Annotated in this window: 19 protein-coding genes; 11 read left to right on the plus strand and 8 right to left on the minus strand. The window is 65.4% G+C overall.

Translation table 11 applies throughout. From position 1 onward, the window contains the following. Positions 1–13: 13 nt before the first annotated feature. The gene (locus tag VGM51_01755; protein HEY3411760.1) at positions 14–1,306 is read right to left on the minus strand and encodes an IS4 family transposase; all 1,293 of its coding nucleotides are present in this window, start codon (positions 1,304–1,306) and stop codon (positions 14–16) included. A gap of 170 nt (positions 1,307–1,476) precedes the next feature. After that, on the minus strand, positions 1,477–1,599 hold the full coding sequence (locus tag VGM51_01760; protein HEY3411761.1) for a hypothetical protein: 123 nt from the start codon (positions 1,597–1,599) through the stop codon (positions 1,477–1,479). Positions 1,600–2,556: 957 nt separating this feature from the next. On the opposite strand from VGM51_01760, the gene VGM51_01765 reads away from it, so the two are divergent. From VGM51_01765 to VGM51_01785, 5 genes are all read left to right on the plus strand, one after another. Further along, entirely contained in the window at positions 2,557–2,883 is a 327-nt protein-coding gene (locus VGM51_01765; GenBank protein ID HEY3411762.1) for a hypothetical protein, read from the plus strand. A gap of 556 nt (positions 2,884–3,439) precedes the next feature. Next, positions 3,440–3,877 carry a hypothetical protein gene (locus VGM51_01770; protein ID HEY3411763.1) on the plus strand — a complete coding sequence of 146 codons (438 nt, stop codon included), beginning with the start codon at positions 3,440–3,442 and terminating at the stop codon, positions 3,875–3,877. 133 nt (positions 3,878–4,010) lie between these two features. Beyond that, entirely contained in the window at positions 4,011–4,403 is a 393-nt protein-coding gene (locus VGM51_01775) for a hypothetical protein (protein HEY3411764.1), read from the plus strand. Position 4,404: 1 nt separating this feature from the next. Further along, positions 4,405–4,902: a helix-turn-helix domain-containing protein gene (locus VGM51_01780; GenBank protein HEY3411765.1), complete on the plus strand. Its 498-nt coding sequence runs from the start codon at positions 4,405–4,407 to the stop codon at positions 4,900–4,902. Next, a complete protein-coding gene (locus VGM51_01785) occupies positions 4,902–5,366 on the plus strand; it encodes a hypothetical protein (protein ID HEY3411766.1) in 465 nt (154 codons plus the stop codon). The genes VGM51_01780 and VGM51_01785 overlap by 1 nt, the downstream gene beginning before the upstream one ends. Before the next feature lie 55 nt (positions 5,367–5,421). On the opposite strand, the gene VGM51_01790 is transcribed toward VGM51_01785, so the two are convergent. From VGM51_01790 to VGM51_01800, 3 genes are all read right to left on the minus strand, one after another. After that, positions 5,422–5,661 carry a hypothetical protein gene (locus tag VGM51_01790; GenBank protein ID HEY3411767.1) on the minus strand — a complete coding sequence of 80 codons (240 nt, stop codon included), beginning with the start codon at positions 5,659–5,661 and terminating at the stop codon, positions 5,422–5,424. Between the two features lie 22 nt (positions 5,662–5,683). Beyond that, positions 5,684–6,187 carry a hypothetical protein gene (locus tag VGM51_01795; GenBank protein ID HEY3411768.1) on the minus strand — a complete coding sequence of 168 codons (504 nt, stop codon included), beginning with the start codon at positions 6,185–6,187 and terminating at the stop codon, positions 5,684–5,686. Between the two features lie 384 nt (positions 6,188–6,571). Continuing rightward, a protein-coding gene (locus tag VGM51_01800; protein ID HEY3411769.1) for an IS3 family transposase occupies positions 6,572–7,749 on the minus strand; the annotation gives its coding sequence in 2 pieces (ribosomal slippage) (positions 6,572–7,467 and positions 7,467–7,749; 1,179 coding nt in all). Positions 7,750–8,029: 280 nt separating this feature from the next. On the opposite strand from VGM51_01800, the gene VGM51_01805 reads away from it, so the two are divergent. From VGM51_01805 to VGM51_01815, 3 genes are all read left to right on the plus strand, one after another. After that, positions 8,030–8,365, plus strand: coding sequence for a hypothetical protein (locus tag VGM51_01805; protein HEY3411770.1), 336 nt, complete (start codon positions 8,030–8,032; stop codon positions 8,363–8,365). Positions 8,366–8,377: 12 nt separating this feature from the next. Then, the gene (locus VGM51_01810; protein HEY3411771.1) at positions 8,378–8,710 is read left to right on the plus strand and encodes a helix-turn-helix domain-containing protein; all 333 of its coding nucleotides are present in this window, start codon (positions 8,378–8,380) and stop codon (positions 8,708–8,710) included. Positions 8,711–8,771: 61 nt separating this feature from the next. Further along, positions 8,772–10,058 (plus strand): tyrosine-type recombinase/integrase, encoded by a 1,287-nt coding sequence (locus VGM51_01815; GenBank protein HEY3411772.1) that lies wholly within the window; start codon positions 8,772–8,774, stop codon positions 10,056–10,058. 161 nt (positions 10,059–10,219) lie between these two features. On the opposite strand, the gene VGM51_01820 is transcribed toward VGM51_01815, so the two are convergent. Together VGM51_01820 and VGM51_01825 are read right to left on the minus strand one after the other, a co-directional pair. Continuing rightward, a complete protein-coding gene (locus tag VGM51_01820) occupies positions 10,220–11,335 on the minus strand; it encodes a hypothetical protein (protein ID HEY3411773.1) in 1,116 nt (371 codons plus the stop codon). A 109-nt stretch (positions 11,336–11,444) separates the two neighbouring features. Next, entirely contained in the window at positions 11,445–11,804 is a 360-nt protein-coding gene (locus VGM51_01825; protein ID HEY3411774.1) for a helix-turn-helix transcriptional regulator, read from the minus strand. 133 nt (positions 11,805–11,937) lie between these two features. Here VGM51_01825 and VGM51_01830 point away from each other — a divergent pair, with 133 nt between their 5' ends. Both VGM51_01830 and VGM51_01835 read left to right on the plus strand, forming a co-directional pair. Next, positions 11,938–12,990: a hypothetical protein gene (locus VGM51_01830; GenBank protein ID HEY3411775.1), complete on the plus strand. Its 1,053-nt coding sequence runs from the start codon at positions 11,938–11,940 to the stop codon at positions 12,988–12,990. Between the two features lie 17 nt (positions 12,991–13,007). Then, complete coding sequence (locus VGM51_01835) at positions 13,008–14,090, plus strand: hypothetical protein (GenBank protein HEY3411776.1); 1,083 nt, start codon at positions 13,008–13,010, stop codon at positions 14,088–14,090. A gap of 241 nt (positions 14,091–14,331) precedes the next feature. Here the strand turns inward: VGM51_01835 and VGM51_01840 are convergent, their stop codons facing one another. Then, a complete protein-coding gene (locus VGM51_01840) occupies positions 14,332–14,712 on the minus strand; it encodes a hypothetical protein (protein HEY3411777.1) in 381 nt (126 codons plus the stop codon). A 712-nt stretch (positions 14,713–15,424) separates the two neighbouring features. Between VGM51_01840 and VGM51_01845 the strand changes: the two genes are divergently transcribed. Further along, positions 15,425–15,838, plus strand: a complete 414-nt coding sequence (locus VGM51_01845; protein HEY3411778.1) for a site-specific integrase — start codon at positions 15,425–15,427, stop codon at positions 15,836–15,838. Positions 15,839–15,975: the final 137 nt, after the last annotated feature.

Genomic DNA, 15,975 nt, shown 5'->3' on the forward strand with positions numbered 1-15,975 from the left:
CATGCGTGATCGGTTAGCACGCCCATCCGCGCTTCAAGGTCGCTCTGCCGACGTTGGGATCCAGCGCTTCTCGTGAGAGGAGACGATGCCATTTCCGGAGCTGCGCCGCATCGGGGACCTCGCCCAGGAGCGCGGCGACAAGGTCGCCGGCGATGGTGGCGAGGGCGTCGGTGACGCGCCGTTCGGAGACGCGCCGCGCGGCGTCGGTGCGGGCGCGCAGGATGCGCCAGACCGAGCGGCTCACCGCGAGGCCGATGAGTGCTGCGTAGACGAGGGTCTCGACGACGGCGCGCTTGGCGGAGGCGAGCTGCGCCATGCGCAGGTGGCTCTTCAGCTCGCGGAAGACGAGCTCGATCTCCCACCGGGCGGCGTAGGTCTTCGCCACCTCGGTCGGCGAGAGGATCGTGATCGGCACGTTGGTGACGTACCAGTGGTGCTTGCGCGCGCCGCCGTGGCGGACGCCGACGACGCGGAAGTAGGCGCGCTCGCGGGTCTTGCGGCCGAGGTACGAGCGCCGCTCGAACTCGACCTGCACGATGAGGTCCACCACCTCGCGCGCGAGCCGGTCCTTCACCTCGCCGAGCCGGCGCCCCCGCAGGCGCCGCGACGCCCCGCGCCAGCGGCGGTTCTCGCCGATGATGAGCGGGTTGGCGTCATCGCGCAGCCGACTCACGAAGTAGCCGCCGTTCTTCTTGATGCGGTCGAAGAGGTGCCACTTGAAGTAGCCGAGGTCGAAGAGCAGCAACCGGCCGCGGACCCACGGGCCAATGGGGAGGCGGCGCCGCTCGTTCACGCGCTCGCCGGTGATGGAGACGCTGCGTGGCCCGGCGCCGACGACGCTCATCACGAGGTGCAGCTTCATCGCGGCGCGGGTGTGGTTCGTGCGGCACGCCCTGTAGGCGCGCTCGAGCCCGTCCCGGAGCCTGATCACCGTCGCGTCCGCGGCGCAGACGTCCTTGAACCGGGCGAGGTGATCGCGCAGGGGGCCCGCCGGTTCGGCGGTCCGCTCGATGGCCCGCCCGAGCGCGGCGCGCAGGAACCGGACCGTGCGCTCGTTGAACCAGTCGTAGAAGGACGACGGCACGAGCGCGACGCCGGTCGTGGCCCCGAAGAACTTCCGCAGCGCCGCGATGCTGCGGCGGTGGCCTGTGCCGAAGCCCAGCACGATGGACCAGAAGAACGCCGCCGGAGCGACCTTGCGGCGGCGCTCGACGAGCCCCGACTCGCGCGCGGCGGCGTTGAGCCACCTGGTAGGGAACAGCCTTCGCAGCTCTGCTGGGATGCTGGTACGCTGACTCGCGGCCATCGCGCCTCCGTGTCTGGTTCTCGCCTCGCAACGCGAACCAGATCAGAGGTCGGTGGCCGTTCCCATTTTTCGGATCGCAGAACAGGGACTTACGCGCGGTCAGGCGCGCCCCGACCGGCCGCTAAACCGAACACGCATGTTCTGGAGACGGCCGGGGCCGCTTCCCGGGGTCAGCAACTCGGTCGGCCACCCAGTGCGGCCAGGAGCGAGGCGAGTCCGGCCTTGTCCAGCCGACGCTCTGCGATGGCGATCATCGCGTCGTAGAGTCTGCCCTGCGGGTCAGCGCGGCTCATGCGAACTTGGTCGTGGGGGCTGCGAGCTGCCTCGGCCTCGTCGTCCACTGCATCGCGTTGCCCGTCCGCACCATCTGGCGTAGCCCACGCTACATGAGTGGTGAGATCGGGATGCGTGCATGCCCCACCCCACTCACGCTCGCTCGCACTCGCCGCGCCCCTTGCCGAAGCACTTCGGCCTTCTTCGCAGCATCCGGACACCCTTGAAGGCGATGCCTGCGCCACCAATCAGCAAGCCCAAGATGTATATTCCACCCATCCAGGAATCAGGCCAATTGACGGCAACCGGCAGAAAGAGCCACACTGCCAGGAGAATGCAACATATTCCCGCTGCAATCAACGCGGCAGCAAGAAGGACTCGGCCGCGCATAGTTAGCGTCCTCCTGGCGAACTCACGTGAACGTAGCGCTTCTACCTGTGGGGCTTCTTTACGCAATCCCTGCCTCTTGATGTAGTCGACGGTCCGTTACGGATAGGAGGGATAACCTCCATTACGGAAACGAGACCCCCGAGCCGGAATCATCGGAGGGGAGCTTGTCACGGCCAGAGAAGCCGAGCAACCGCGCGGGAGCGGGCGCCGGTAGGTCCAAGGAGGGAGGCGAACCAGGCCTCGGCGGATAGGACGGATAAACGCCATTACAGAAACCAGCCCCCGAGCCGACATCATCGGAGGATGAGGTTGTCACGGACAGAGAAGCCGAGCAACCGCGCCGGAGCAGGCGCCGGTAGGCCCAAGGAGACTAGTCTTTCGCTGGTCCAGGTCCAAGGAAGAATGCAAGCGTTTCAGGATATCGTAAACAGTGCTCGTATACCGTATGGGCCGATCGGTCCCAACAGTAACTCGTATTCGTATTCGTTTGTGGAGGCCAACGGATTCGGCCACGTCACTCCCTTGATGCCGGCGCCAGGGTGGGGCATTAGAATCCCTGAGGCTGCGGAAGCCCGGAGCCCCTAGGTATGCGAAGATATTTTGCGGTTGCATTGTGCGTAGTCGCTGCTTGGGGTTGCAAGGGGAGAGGTACGCCCACTGTGGCTGCGACGGAGGAGCTCGTTCGGCGGTGTTTGGCGGTCGGTGACGGGGATGATAAGATCGTAGCCTTCTTGAAGGCTAACGGCATGCCGTACAACTTCGATCCTGCGGGGTTAAGTTATCAGGCATATGTGCCAGAGTCCCGGCATAGAGATGCAATGGGAGTAGAGAGCGTGATCTCGGTGGATATCTTTGTAGACATGAAACACCTATTTAAAAGGGCCGAGGTCAGGATGGTGTATACGTTCCTGTAGGCCATGTCGTCGTGATGCGGTCAAGAGGCCCACTCGTTTCATCGTGGTGCGCCCGCCCACTTCGGGTCAGCTCCTTCTGCTGATAGCACCGGCGAGGGACGCCCGGGGATCCACGTCTGGCGGGCCTGGCCGGCCGAGCTGATGTTCCTCCGCTCACGCGGAGGGCGACATGGCCGAGCCGGAACGGATGCGGTGGACGAAGCTTGTTGCAGACTTCGAGTCGTGCGATCTGACGCAGCTCGAGTGTGCGACGGAGCGCGGGATCTCGATCAACCACCTTCGCTACCGGATCTACCGACGTCGCAAGGAGTCGCGGATAGGACGGATAAACGCCATTACGGAAACCAGCCCCCGAGCCGACATCATCGGAGGATGAGGTTGTCACGGACAGAGAAGCCGAGCCCGCGCCGACCGCGGCGCGCTCACGGTCGAGCTCGCGCCGACCTACTCGCTCTTCCCCAGTCCCAGCCCCGCGGTCGGCAGCGGCTCGACGAGCGCCGGTGGCGCAGCGGGCGGCCTCCTCGGCCTGCGGTACGGGCTCAGCAGCGCCTTCGAGGTGACCGCGACCGGCTTCTACGAGGCGCCGGCCACCTACTACCACTCGCCCGTGCGCATCACGACCGAAGCCGGGTCATTCGAGGGCTCCCTCCGCCAGACCACCAGCCGCTGGGGCGCGCTCGCCGGCGGGCGCTGGGTGCACGGGCTCGTCTGGCGGGTCCACGTCGGCGCCGAGGTTGGCTGGTCGCACCAGGCCTTCAGCAACCTCGATCTCGTGAACGTGGCCGACAAGTCGAACCCTCACAGCTTCGGCCTCGGCCTCAAGGACACGAGTCGGGACAGCCTGGTCGTCGCGCCTCTCGTCGGCCTCGAGTGGCAGGCGGGAGATCACTGGAGCGTGGCGGTGACCCCCAGGGCGGAGATGCTCATGGGGGCCGACCGGCAGGTGGTGTTCATCGTGCCGGTGAGCCTCGGGTACGAGTGGTTTGTCTTTTAGAATCCGAGCGATCGCTCGGCAGGACGGTCGGGAACGAATGCCGTAGTGTCAGGGGGTTAGGCTACGACGCTCACACGGACTCCTTAGGCCCGCTTGCATTTGGGAGTAACTCCCATATAACTCCGGAGGCGAAGTGCCGAAGTTCGAGCTGGCGGCAGTGCACGTGGCGGCTGCTGCGGGTCGGGTGACGGTGGGAGGGGCCAGGTATCGGGCCCGGCTGCTGCCCTACGTTCGTGAGTACGTGGCCATGCTGGAGTTCACCCAGGCCGTGCTGCTGGAGCTTCAACCAGAGGACTTCATCAACTCAAAGCAGTACGAGGACATCGGCTACGACGCGTATGGAGTGGCGATCTCGGATGAGCTGCAGGAACGGTTTGGGTTGGAAGGGTTCGTGACCTGGTACGTGAAGTTCACGGTCGACCGTGACGAAGACGGCGATGAGGTCATCATGGCGTCGCTGCATGGCGCCGAAGAGCCGCTGAAGCGCATCGGGGGCACGCTGCGCGTGCAGTTCGCGAGGGGATGAGATGAGCAGGCTATGCGCCGAATGCGGGAAGAGGGCTGTCGAGCCGCTCGCGAAGGCTGGGCGGCGGACGCTCTACCGAAACTTCCCTGATCTCGAGATTCCTGCCGACCTGGAGATACCGACCTGTTCCAACTGCGGAGCTGAGTGGATCGACTCCCACACGGCTGCCCGGATCGACGCCGCTCTCGCCAAGGTCGCAGCCGAGCGCCTGGGAAAGCTGGCGCGCGAGGCCATCGAGACGCTCACGACCGACCTGTCCCAGACGGAGCTGGAGAAGCAGCTCGGTCTCTCCGCCGGCTACTTGTCCAAGGTGAAGCGGGGCAGGGAGAGCCCGAGCGCGCAACTCGTGGGCCTCCTGGCGTTGCTCGCGTCGAGGCCGCGGCGCCTCGCCCAGCTAGAGTACCTGTGGCAGACAGGAGAACTCCCGCCGCGCATCACGAGGGATCACATTACCCGTCCGCCAAGCGACATCGTCTCCAACGAACCGGTGGCCTGCTGATGGCCTTTCGACTGGTTGCCACCGTGCTGGCAGAGGGCCTCTCCCTGGACCAGGTGACAGGCCGCCTTACCGCCTTCAACATGCTCGAATCGGTGGTGGCCCCTTCCTTCCCAGCGGTGATCGGGAAGCTGGTGGTCATCAACCTCTACGAGATAGAGGACGGCGTGGAGCCGCACTGGGAGCGGGTGACCGTTCTCGACCCAGCTGGAAACCAGCTCTCGCAGACCGTGACTGAACTGAGCGGGGAAGGGCAGGCCCACCGCTCGATGGGATTCTTCCAGGGACTCAGGCTGGGCGAGCCGGGTGTCTACCGGGTTCTTGTCGAGGGCGCGGTGGCGGCGGAGGGCCCCTGGTCAGCACTCATGCGCCGCCGGCTATTCGCAGAGCAGGGCGCGCATCCGCTCGCGCGAGCGGATGCGGGAGGCCACGCGAAGGTCCCTGCGCCTTCAACGTTCACCGGTTGAGGCGTCAGCGCCTCTTAACCCGGCCGCGGCCATCAGGCGGGAACGCCAGTCGCCTCTATCTGCCGTAGCCGCCCCGGTTACCGCTGACCGCGTACGTGGCCCGCACATCGACGATCCCATCGCTGTTGTAGTCGCCAGGATACGTTCTGTCTGTCCCCACCGTTAGCGTTGCGGGACTGCCTACGTACGCGCCCTGAGCGACAGCTCCGTACCATGTTCCGATGACGGAGGGTGCGGACCCGCCGCACCCAATGGCGGCCACTCCAACAAGCACCAACAGCGTCTTGCGTCTCATGTGTGTCCCCTTCGGTCTGGGCTTAGAAGGCGTAGCCCAACTGCAGGCCGGGCCACGGGACCCACAAGGCGTTCGCCAGACCTCGGTCACCTGGCAAGCCGACCAAGGTCACACTGACGCGCATGACGAATCCTCCCGGGGATTGCAAGCGATACCCAACGCCGACCCCCGGCACCGCCCAGACTCCTCCCCCCATCACGAGTGTCGCCCCGCCAGATACGAAGAAACTGTGCACGCCGCCCACTCGCTCGTTCAATGTCATGTACGCAGAAGCGGTCCCGAAAGACGACGCCTGCCTGCACTCGGTGCACGAGATGGAGAAGAGGCCGACTCCGCCACCGGCGCTAATCAAGTCACCCAGCGCGCGCTCGTACTGCACCCCGAGTTCACCTGTACGGCCGCCGAGTTCGACCGCCACTGTGTTCGGACGATCGGCGGCTCCAGCGTCAGCTAACGCAGGGCACGCGGCCATCATGGCCGCTGCCGCGACACTACCAAGCGCCCACAGGCTGTTTTGATGCGTCACTCGATCTCCTCGGGCGCGACCGGCCACGAACTCTCTAAGTGCAGAGAGTATCACACAATACCAAGAGCTCTGCGACACACACGGGCCCTCGACAGACAGTTGAACGCGCGACACTCGACTGGCTTCGCACGCAGCATATGCATTACGCACCGTGTATGTGGGGGCTAGTGCGCTTCCCGCGCTCATTTACCCGCACCAACACCCTCCGTGACTACCGCCACATCATCACACCATTGTCTTTCATCTTGCTATTAGCCTACAGTGAACGCACCATCTGAGAACTGTTCACAAACGACTGGCCACGCATCGACCACCGCACAGCGCGAGCGGCGCTCGACACGGGCGAGCAGACATGGGCTTGATCCGGTTCCGCAGACAGTTTGACTACGCTGCTTGCCTCTCCGTGAACGTCGCTTCGAACTCGGCAGGACTGATGTAGCCGATGGTCGAGTGTAGCCGCTTCTGGTTATAGAACACCTCGATGAAGTCGAAGGACTCGTTCCTGGCAACCTCATTGTTCAGGAACCGCTCACCGCACTCGATCTTGAACGTCGAGTTCCAAGCCTCCATCACGGCGTTGTCGTATGGGTTGCCGCGGCGGCTCATGCTGCAGACGATGCCCCGCTCGTCGAGGATCTGCTGGTAGTCCTCGCTCGCATAGGTCGACCCCTGGTCCGAGTGGTGGAGCAGCCCGATGCCGGGGCAGCGCCGCTTGATGGCCATCTCGAGCGCGGCGATGGTGAGGTGGCGGTCGTTCACCGGCGACAGGGCCCACCCGACGACGAACTTCGAGTACAGGTCGAGGACGACGGCGAGGAACAGCTTGCCGTTCCCGGTGAGCAGCTCCGTCGTGTCGCCGACCCACTTCTGGTTCGGCGCGGTCGCCTCGAAGTTCCGGTCGAGGATGTTGGCCGCGACCGGCTGGTCGTGGTCGCTCATCGTAGTGCACTTGAAACGCCGCCTGGGACGCGCCCTGAGCCCTTCCTGGCGCATCAGTCGAGCGACCCGCTTCCGGCTCACGTGGATGTCCTGCGCCTTCGCCAGCTCCTTCTGGACGCGCGGGGCGCCGTATCTCTTCTTGGTCAGCTCGTGGATTTCGCGAACGCGCCCGGCGAGCAGCTGGTCATCCGCAGCGTGCGCCGAGGGCGGTCGGTCGATCCAGGCGTAGTAGCCGGCGCGCGAGACTCGGAGGATCGAGCACATCGAGGTGATCGGGAACGAGGCCTTCTCCGCATGGATGAACGCGAACCTCAGCTGTTCTCCTTCGCGAAGAAGGCCGCGGCTTTTTTTAGGATGTCCCGCTCCATCCTCAGCACGCGGACTTCCTTGCGCAGCGCCGCCAGTTCCTCCTTCTCGGCCGTCGTGAGCACCCCCGACTTGCCCTTGCCCCGGTCCGCCCGCGCCCGCTCGACCCAGCTCCGCACGCTGGACTCGGTCAGGTCGAGGTCGCGAGCCACCTGCGGGATGGTCTTGCCTTCGTCCAGGACCAGGCGCACCGCGCCCGCCTTGAACTCCTCCGTGAAGCTCCTACGCTGCCGCCGCTGCTGCGCGTCTCCGGCCATATGGGACACCGTATCCGCCTTTCACTCGGTGTCCACGAAACCGGATCAAGCCCAGTGGTCTTCCGCTTCACCATTAGCGTTTAAACCAGGACCGGCCTCCCTCGTCCACGACGGATCCTCGCCGCGTCCTGGTCGGCGTCAGGAGTGGGAGCCGAAGCGCCTCGCGCCGTCGACCCGCCTCGACGCGGTTGGCTCGGCGGACCCAACAGGAGACTGACGGTGACGTTGACGATCGCGAAGCATGTCTATACGTATAGCATACAGGAGGCTGTCTACCAGTATGACACCCAAGATCGCAGGCGCGGAGCGGCACGACGTTCTCTCGAGCGAGAAGGTGATGCAGACCTTCCGGATGCCGCGGGAGCTCGTGACGATGCTGAAGGACGACGCGGCGCGCCGCCGGATCGACCTCACCGCGCTCGTCGTCCGGGTCTCGCACGGTTACCTGACCGACTTCGGCCTCCCCCACGCGGCGGCCGCGCTGCTCGATGCCGACCGGGAGAAGCTCGGGATGGACCGCGAGCAGTACCTGCTCCACATGCTCTACCGGCGCAGCCAGGAGGTCCGCGAGAAGGGCGCGGGCTTCGACGCACCCGGCACCGATCGGAAGAAGTAGCGGGAACGGACCATGGCGGAGCCGCGCGCGGAGCAGGCCATCTTCGAATGGAACCCGGAGCGCAGCGCGAAGGCCGAGCCGGGTGGAGTCCACGAGAGTCCACCGGCGGCTACCCGCGTCAGCGTGAAGCGCCCGCAGGCCAGGACGCGCGTCCGTATCGACAGCGCCGAGCGGCAGCTTCGCTGGCTCACCGCGGACGAAGCGACCGTCTACCTGGGCCTGCCGACGCGGAAGGCGCTCTACGCCGCGGTCGAGCGCGGCCAGGTGCCTGCCCACCGTCTTGGTCGGCGGCGCCTCCGGTTTAATCGCAGCGAGCTGGACTCCCTCCTTGGTCGGGCTCGCTGAGTCAACCCGTGCCCGTTACAGTTCACCGGAAGGCGTGCACCGTCGCGAAGCAGGAGGCGCGATGGTGAAGATCAGGCCTTACGTGGTGGCCGTGAACCACGTCCCGGGTTGCCCGCGACTGGAGAGCGGGCAGGGTGGTCGGAAGCAAGGCCGCCTGCGCTGTGCCCCCGGGTGCGAGCAGGTGACGGACGGGTGGGAAGTGGACCTGGCGCTGCGACTGCCGGACGGTACGCCGATCCGCGAGCGGGTGAAGGCGCCCGTGAGCGGGAAGAGCGCCGCGCTCCGGTGGGGTCAGGAGCGCGAGGGTCAGATCCTCACTCAGAAAGGGAGAAAGCCAAAGGAGGAGCGCCAGGTCCCGACCCTGGCCGAGTTCAAGCCTCGCTTCGTCGAGGGCCACGTGAAGGCGAACCGGCTCAAGCCGTCGAGCGCGGAGGCGCACGAGAGCGTGTACCGCACGCACCTCGGGCCGACCTTCGGCTCGATGCGCCTCGACGCGATCGGCGACGAGCTCGTGCAGCGGTTCAAGGGCAGGCTGGTCGAGGACGGGAAGGCGAACAAGTCCATCAACAACGTCCTGAGCGCGCTGTCGGTGATGCTGAAGCGCGCCGTGGACTGGAAGGTCATCGACGCGATGCCCTGCCGGATCCGGCTCCTCAAGTGGGACATGGGCGAGGTCGCGTTCTACGACTTCGCCGAGTACCTCCGGCTCGTCGAGGCGGCGGCGGCCATCGATCCCCGCATCGAGCTGCTCGTGCTCCTCGGCGGCGACGCCGGGCTGCGCCGCGGCGAGGCGATCGCGCTCGAGTGGACCGACGTGGACCTGCGGCGACGGACGATGCACGTCCAGCGCAGCTCGTGGAACGGCCAGGTCACCTTGCCGAAGGGCGGTCGGTCGCGCCGGCTGCCGCTGACCGAGCGGCTGGTCGAGGCGCTGCAGGCCCACCGTCACCTCAAGGGCCCGCGCGTCCTGTACTACGACGGTGGGGCGGTCCCGACGAACAAGGAGATCCGGATGTGGATGGAGCGCGCGCAGCGCCGGGCCGTGCTGCCGGCGAACGGCGGCTTCCACATCCTGCGCCACACGTTCTGCTCGCACCTCGCGATGCAGGGCGCGACGGCGAAGGCGATCCAGGAGCTCGCCGGCCACCAGGACCTCACGACGACGCAGCGCTACATGCACCTGTCACCGGCCCACAAGGACGCCGCGATCCGGCTCCTGGACCGGCGGCCGGTGGATGACGGGTTGGAGGGCTCCGGGCCGCTTCAGCCCCGGACGAGGCAGGAAACCGTTGGAGACGGCTTGGAGACGAGCCTCCGGCCGAAGCCGGAGTCGAGTCTTATCGACTAGTTATGAAGTGGAGGCGCCGGGAATCGAAGACGCCCTTGGCGGGAGACGAGTGCCAAAGGCTTTGGCGAGTGTGGGGCTTAGGTCGGGCGCCACTTCGGTCCATTGCGGTCCAGATGCATCGCGGTGCATCGACGTCAGGGACCTGCCTGCCGGCGTCGGCCCTACCTGTCTTCTTCGACCATGCGAGCCTTTCGAATCGTCTCCATTTCGGCAAGGAGCTGTTGCGCACGCGCCAGACCTTCTGCTGTTGCGGGAAGCCGCAGCATCCGCTCGTGCTCAGCTTCCACGTCACGCGATAGCTGGTGGAACGTGAACTCAGAGACGAGCGTCCGCCGGGAGGTGAACGCGATCAGGTCGCGACAGGCAGGAGCGCTCCCCGCGGGCAGGTCTTCGGCTCGCTGGAGGAGCCACAACAAACAGTCAACAAGTTGCAACGCTGGGGACTCAGCCGAACTGGTCAACTCCAGGGGACAGCGGAAAGTTGTCATAGCTTCCCAATCAAGCAGCGAGGTGACTGGCCGCTGCTTGGGCGAAAGCTGTTTGACCACGTCGAACATCTCCTTCAGGGCTCGTCCGAACTGTTGCTGTTGATCATGTACGAACCGAAGGACTTGTCCGCCGTCGAACCCCAAGTACTGATGGAGAACGCCGACAATGAGTGACAAGGCGACGAGGTTCGGGGCATCCAAGTTCGAGCGCCGCGCTTCTAGAAAGACGTTGGGATGGTCGAAGGCCCAGGCCAGCGCGTCGTCAAGCAACTGCCTGGCCCGGCGGTCTGGCCACTTCAGAACCGCAGATTTTACGCGCTGGACCACTCTCGCAAACTGCTCTGTGCTGCCTGATGCATACGCGGCCCAGAAGTCCCTCACATCGTCGAGGGTCATGCTGGACACGAGCGCGTACGTAAGCGGGAGCCGGAGCGGCCGGAACCCGTAGTGCAAAGAATCAACCGCCCTGTTCAGCCCGCTGTCGAGGACCGTGTCCACGAACTTGACCGCGCCGAAATAGGGCTTGTGGATGAAGGTCAGGACGAGACGGCTCTCTGCGACTTCAAGGAATTCCTGCGCTGAGGCCGCAAGACGCTCTATCCCCCGCAGCCCAAGTTGGGAGCCGTGAAGCCGCGACGCCCCCAGTTCCTTGAGCCATGCCGCGTGGCGGGGCCTAAGGAGGTCGTCGAGATCAACCGGTGAAAGGAGGGTTAGGGTCCAGAAGACAGGCTGGGCCTCGTGAAAGATGTCGAGGCCCGTTTGGCCGGATTCGTCGGTGTAGGCGAACACAGAAGAGCAGCCTAGCAGAAGAACGAGGAGGGCTGCCGGCCGAGCCGTTCGAAGGCCCTGAACGCCGCGTCGGGCGCGTTCCGTACCCGGCGCAAATGCCGGACTTCAGTCACCCTCGCCGGCCGAAGTGCCCCAGGATCCGCTCCACGACATCGGCAATGGCATCCACGTCCGCGGCGCTTCCCCGGCGAGCGACCGCGACGAGCCGGTCCAGGGCGCGGTCCTTCTGGCGTTCGCGGTCGAGCGTGCGGAACAGCTCCGACAACTCGACGCCGAGCGCCGAGGCGACCGCTTCCACCCGGCCCAGGGACGGAACGGCGGACCCGCGTTCCAGCCGGCTGATGGTCTCGTTGGCCACCCCGATCCTCTCGGCGAGTTGGGCCTGCGTGAGCCCGGCTCGCTTCCGCTGATCGGCGACCCGTCGCCCAAGTCTCTTCTCGACAGCGCCCATGAAGACCTCGGGCGCCATCCTCGCGACAGAGTCGTCCGGGGCACAGGACGTAGGATGCCGTGGAGCAAGGCAAACTAGACGTAAAATGTCTAACCACGGTATACGGGCCAAGTCGGCTGGGGCCTGCCTGAGCCGGCCCGGGGAGGTGTTCATGGGACTTCATCGACGCTGGTTCCTGGCAGTAGCCGCGCTCGTACTCTGCCCCGTGGTCGCGAAGGCGTGGCCTTGGGGCGACAACGACAACGAAGAGGCCCGCGCAAAGGACAGGGAGGGCCAGCATGCCTACGCGGCCGGCGACTACGAACATGCGGCAGGGCTGTTCCGGGAGTCAGTTTCCCTGGCTCCTGGGGCGGACGGGATCGGCAGCCGGCGAGGCTCGCTCGGGCTTTCGCTGATGCACTTGGGTAGATGCGAGGAGGCGCTACCCATTCTCCACGAGGCGACCGAGGCCAACTACGGCATCGCCCGATGCTTGGCGGAGCAGGGGAACTGGGGCGCAGCCATCGAAGCCGCCCGGCGCCATGCGGACACTTACCCCAAGGAACAGGAGCCGATACTGCTCCTGGAGGACTTGGAAGCAGGGCGGGCCGGCCACCTGTCGCCGCAAGACATCCGGAATCGCGCGGAGGCCCGTAAGGACGCCAGACGCGCCGAGGCGAGCACGCCGAGAGTGAAGAAGGAGTCGCTCCCTGAACTGCGGGAGTCCTGCAAGCCCAACCCCGCTCACCCGAAGGCCGCGGAGATTGAGGAGAGATACGAGGCGGCGCAGGTGGCCCTGCGGGCGAACTTGAAGAAGGGGAAGGACACGGTGTGGGATGACCAGCTCCCGACGCAACAAGAGCTGGAGGAAGGGCTCAAAGGCCGCACGGGCTACGTCGAGTTTTGCGCGGAGACGCAAGACGCCTCGGTGGACAACCTCCGGATCACTGACCAGTCAACCCAGTTCGAGGTGGTTTCGCGATTCGGGCGTTGGTTCTTCATCGGGCCTCCTCTCGCGGGCTTGCCCGGGTCGCTCTACGGGCCGCCGGGCTCCCTGAAGGAGTTGCACATCTTCGCGAGAGTCGAAGGAACCATCAATGTCATGGGCCACGTCCTGCCCAAGCTTCGCCTCCTCGCGCTCTGGAACAACGACGAGTACCTCTGGGCGGAGCCGGTCAAGGCCAAGGCGCAGGGGGCCGGGAAGAGTGCGCGAGGCGCACCCTGAAGGACTCAGGAGCGCCGATGGACACGAAGCCTTGGTACTCGCGGCCCGCGCTGGTAGTCGCCGCGCTCATCTTCCTGCCGCCGCTCGGCATCTGGCTGGCGTGGGCGCGAACGAAGTGGTCCCCCGGGGCCAAGCTCGCCGCGACACTTCTCTCCGGCGCCCTGTTCCTCCAAGAAACGGGTGCTTTCAGGCACAAGGACTCGCACTCAGGCGCACAGGAACCCAAGCCAGCCGCGGTTGCCGCCCCGGCAAATGTGCCGCCTCGGTCTCCGCCGCCCACCGAGAGCGGGGACGCCCTCGCGACGCAAGATCCAAGGCTCCTCGCGCCGCCCAACTTCGCTGGATTCAAGCTCGCGCTGGCAGAGCGCACCCAAGGAAGCTCTGCGATTCGCGCCACCTACGACGCCGCGGATGAGGCATCGAGCCTGGTACTCCGGTTCTTCGCCGAGAAGCAGCCCGCTCCGTTGCCGCCGCCCGACAAGACGTACAAGCTCGCCAAGGTCGGCGACCGCGAAGCCAGAGTCACGGACGGAGCGAAGGAAAAGCGGGGCGGGATTGAGTGGAGGGAAGGGGACTGGTCCTTCGAAGTCACGATCAGTTACAGGAAGCCGGGCGAGCGCGACGAGGCGAAGCGTCTACTGCCCGGCGCTGCCGAAGCCGCCGAGAAGTGGGTGGGCCAGTTCCTCGTCGCGGAGCGGGCACCAGTCCAGGCCTTCCGGCAAGACCACCTTGCGCGCTTGGAGGCTGTCACCGCCGCGACCAACCGCCGGGAAGAGGAGGCGCGGCTGACCCAAAAGAAGCGCGCTTCCCTCATCACCCTGAAACAGCGGCTCGAAAAAGCGGGAGTATCCAATCGAACGCTCGTGAGCATCGCTACCAGCGAACTCGACGCGGACGAGCTGGTCGTCACCGTCGCCCCGGGCTGGGATGCTTCCACGAAGCCCACTCGGCTCCGAGTGGCCCAGAACCTGTGGCGGATGTGGGCTCAACTGAACACCCCCAATGACCTCGACAAGTCGCACATCAAGGTCATGGACGAGAACAACAACAAGAAGGCCAGTTCCGGGATCATGGGCTCCTCCGTCTCCCTGGAGGAATGAACGAGGCGAGGCGGTCGTCAGAGTCGTCGCGCCCCGTCTGGCTCTCCGCCCCCGGTCGCCCAAGCCTCCGGAGTGTCGTTGCTGCTCGAAGCGCCGCAGCGCGCTGTCCTGGCCATCGGTGGGCCTTGCCATTTGAGCGTTGGCGGCGCTGGTGCTCCCGGAGAACTGCCGCGGTCGATGATCGCCCCGGCTGTCACAAGGTCAGCACACGCCAGGGCTGGGGACACACCTCGGCGCCTGATCACCGCTCGCGATCACGTCGCGCCCGCCGGGCCGCTCGAAGCTCCTCGACCGATGGAGGCGGGGTCATGACCTTGGTCCGCGTCGGAGGCGGCGGGCGGCGCCACGTGAACTCGTAGACCATCGGCTTCAAAGACGCCTTGTCCAACTCCTCGGCGAGGTGGTCCTTGAGATGGGTCAGCGCGAACCGGAGGACGTGACTTCGGTTGATGGGCGAGCGCCGGGCCCGGAGGCCGCCCTTCGCGTTTTCGTCCCGCGCGCGGGCGTTGTAGGTGGCGATGAACTCGTCGAGCCATCGGAGCTGGCCCCGATAGAGCATCACGTTCACGCGCTCCAAGCTCTTGAGTTCCTTGTCCCCAAGGGCTTCAAGCAGCTTCGGCATCGCCTCACCTCCTGATCCTACACATCGCAAGCCGTTCGACGAGGGCCCCTCGGCCGCCGAGAAGTCGCCTGACGATTTCCTACACACTTATGCCACCTCGTTCAAGGAGTCTGGCGCGGTCTCCCAAAGTACCTGTCAGCGCGGGACCGCCAGGAGCGCCGAGGAGCGACGTTCTTTGAGGTGCTCGCGCCAAACCAGTCCGGAGCCGGTCACGGCTGCGGCCACAGGAGACGTGTATGAAACCGCTGATCAATCCATTCGAACAGGAAGCTGGCAATCTCGATGACATTCTGGTCTGCAGGGCAAGGTTGCAATGGTTCGGATCCCCGGAGGTTCTTGTTCTGGGGATTCACCTTCACGTCTTCGTTGAGGCGTATGCGCAATGGGAACTAGCCAGCGATAGATCGTCGAACTCAAGACGACCTGTGCGCGAGTATGTGGGTGAGGTTCTCAGGGCCACGGCGAAAGTGTTTGCCAGATGGGACGAAGGAGGCACGATGAGACCACGAGATTGGGAAGCCTGCGCATCGGCTTTGTTGGCTGCGAGCCGCAAACACTTTCGGCCTGCTAAGCCCGGGACATATGGCATGCGCGAAGGTCTCCGCCGGCAAAGTCGACGACTTGCGGGGAGCGGAAACGCTCAAAGGATTCCAAGCTAATTGGCTAGTAGGTAGACGAGTTGGATGGGGAGGCGCTAACGATAGGCCTCCCCATGAACGAACGCCCAACAGAATTCTTGGAAGACGGCGACGTGAAGAAGATGCTTGCCACGCCTGACCGCCGGACGCTTCAGGGCAAGCGCGACGACGCTGTTCTTCGCGTGCTGGTAGAGGGCGGGCTCCGGGAGGGGGAGGCGTGCGCCCTCCTGGCTGGGGACTTGAAGGAGCACCAGGGGCGATGGTGTCTCCACTTCCAGTCGCTCAAGAAGCGTTCAGGCCGGACGCTCAAGCGTCAGGTACCGCTGGCTGACGCGACCGTGAAGACCATCAGGACCTACTGGGCCCACGCTTATGGAACCCAGTCGCCCCTGGGGGAGTCGCCAATGTTCCTGACGCTCGGCGTTCGCGGGCCATACAAGCCTGCCGCCCTCACGCCCAAGGCGCTCGACGGCATCGTGGCTCGGTGAGCGTGAGCACGCTCCTTGATGGAGTTCCGCGCACGGTATTTGGTGGGAATCGGTTCGGGCTTGCGATCCCGCATTCTTCATGAGAGGTCGATCTCGCTCTCGGGAGGACGCATGCGATTCAAGAAGCCGTACATGGC

This window comes from Armatimonadota bacterium, assembly GCA_036504095.1.
In the GTDB taxonomy this organism is placed as follows: domain Bacteria; phylum Armatimonadota; class DTGP01; order JAKQQT01; family JAKQQT01; genus DASXUL01.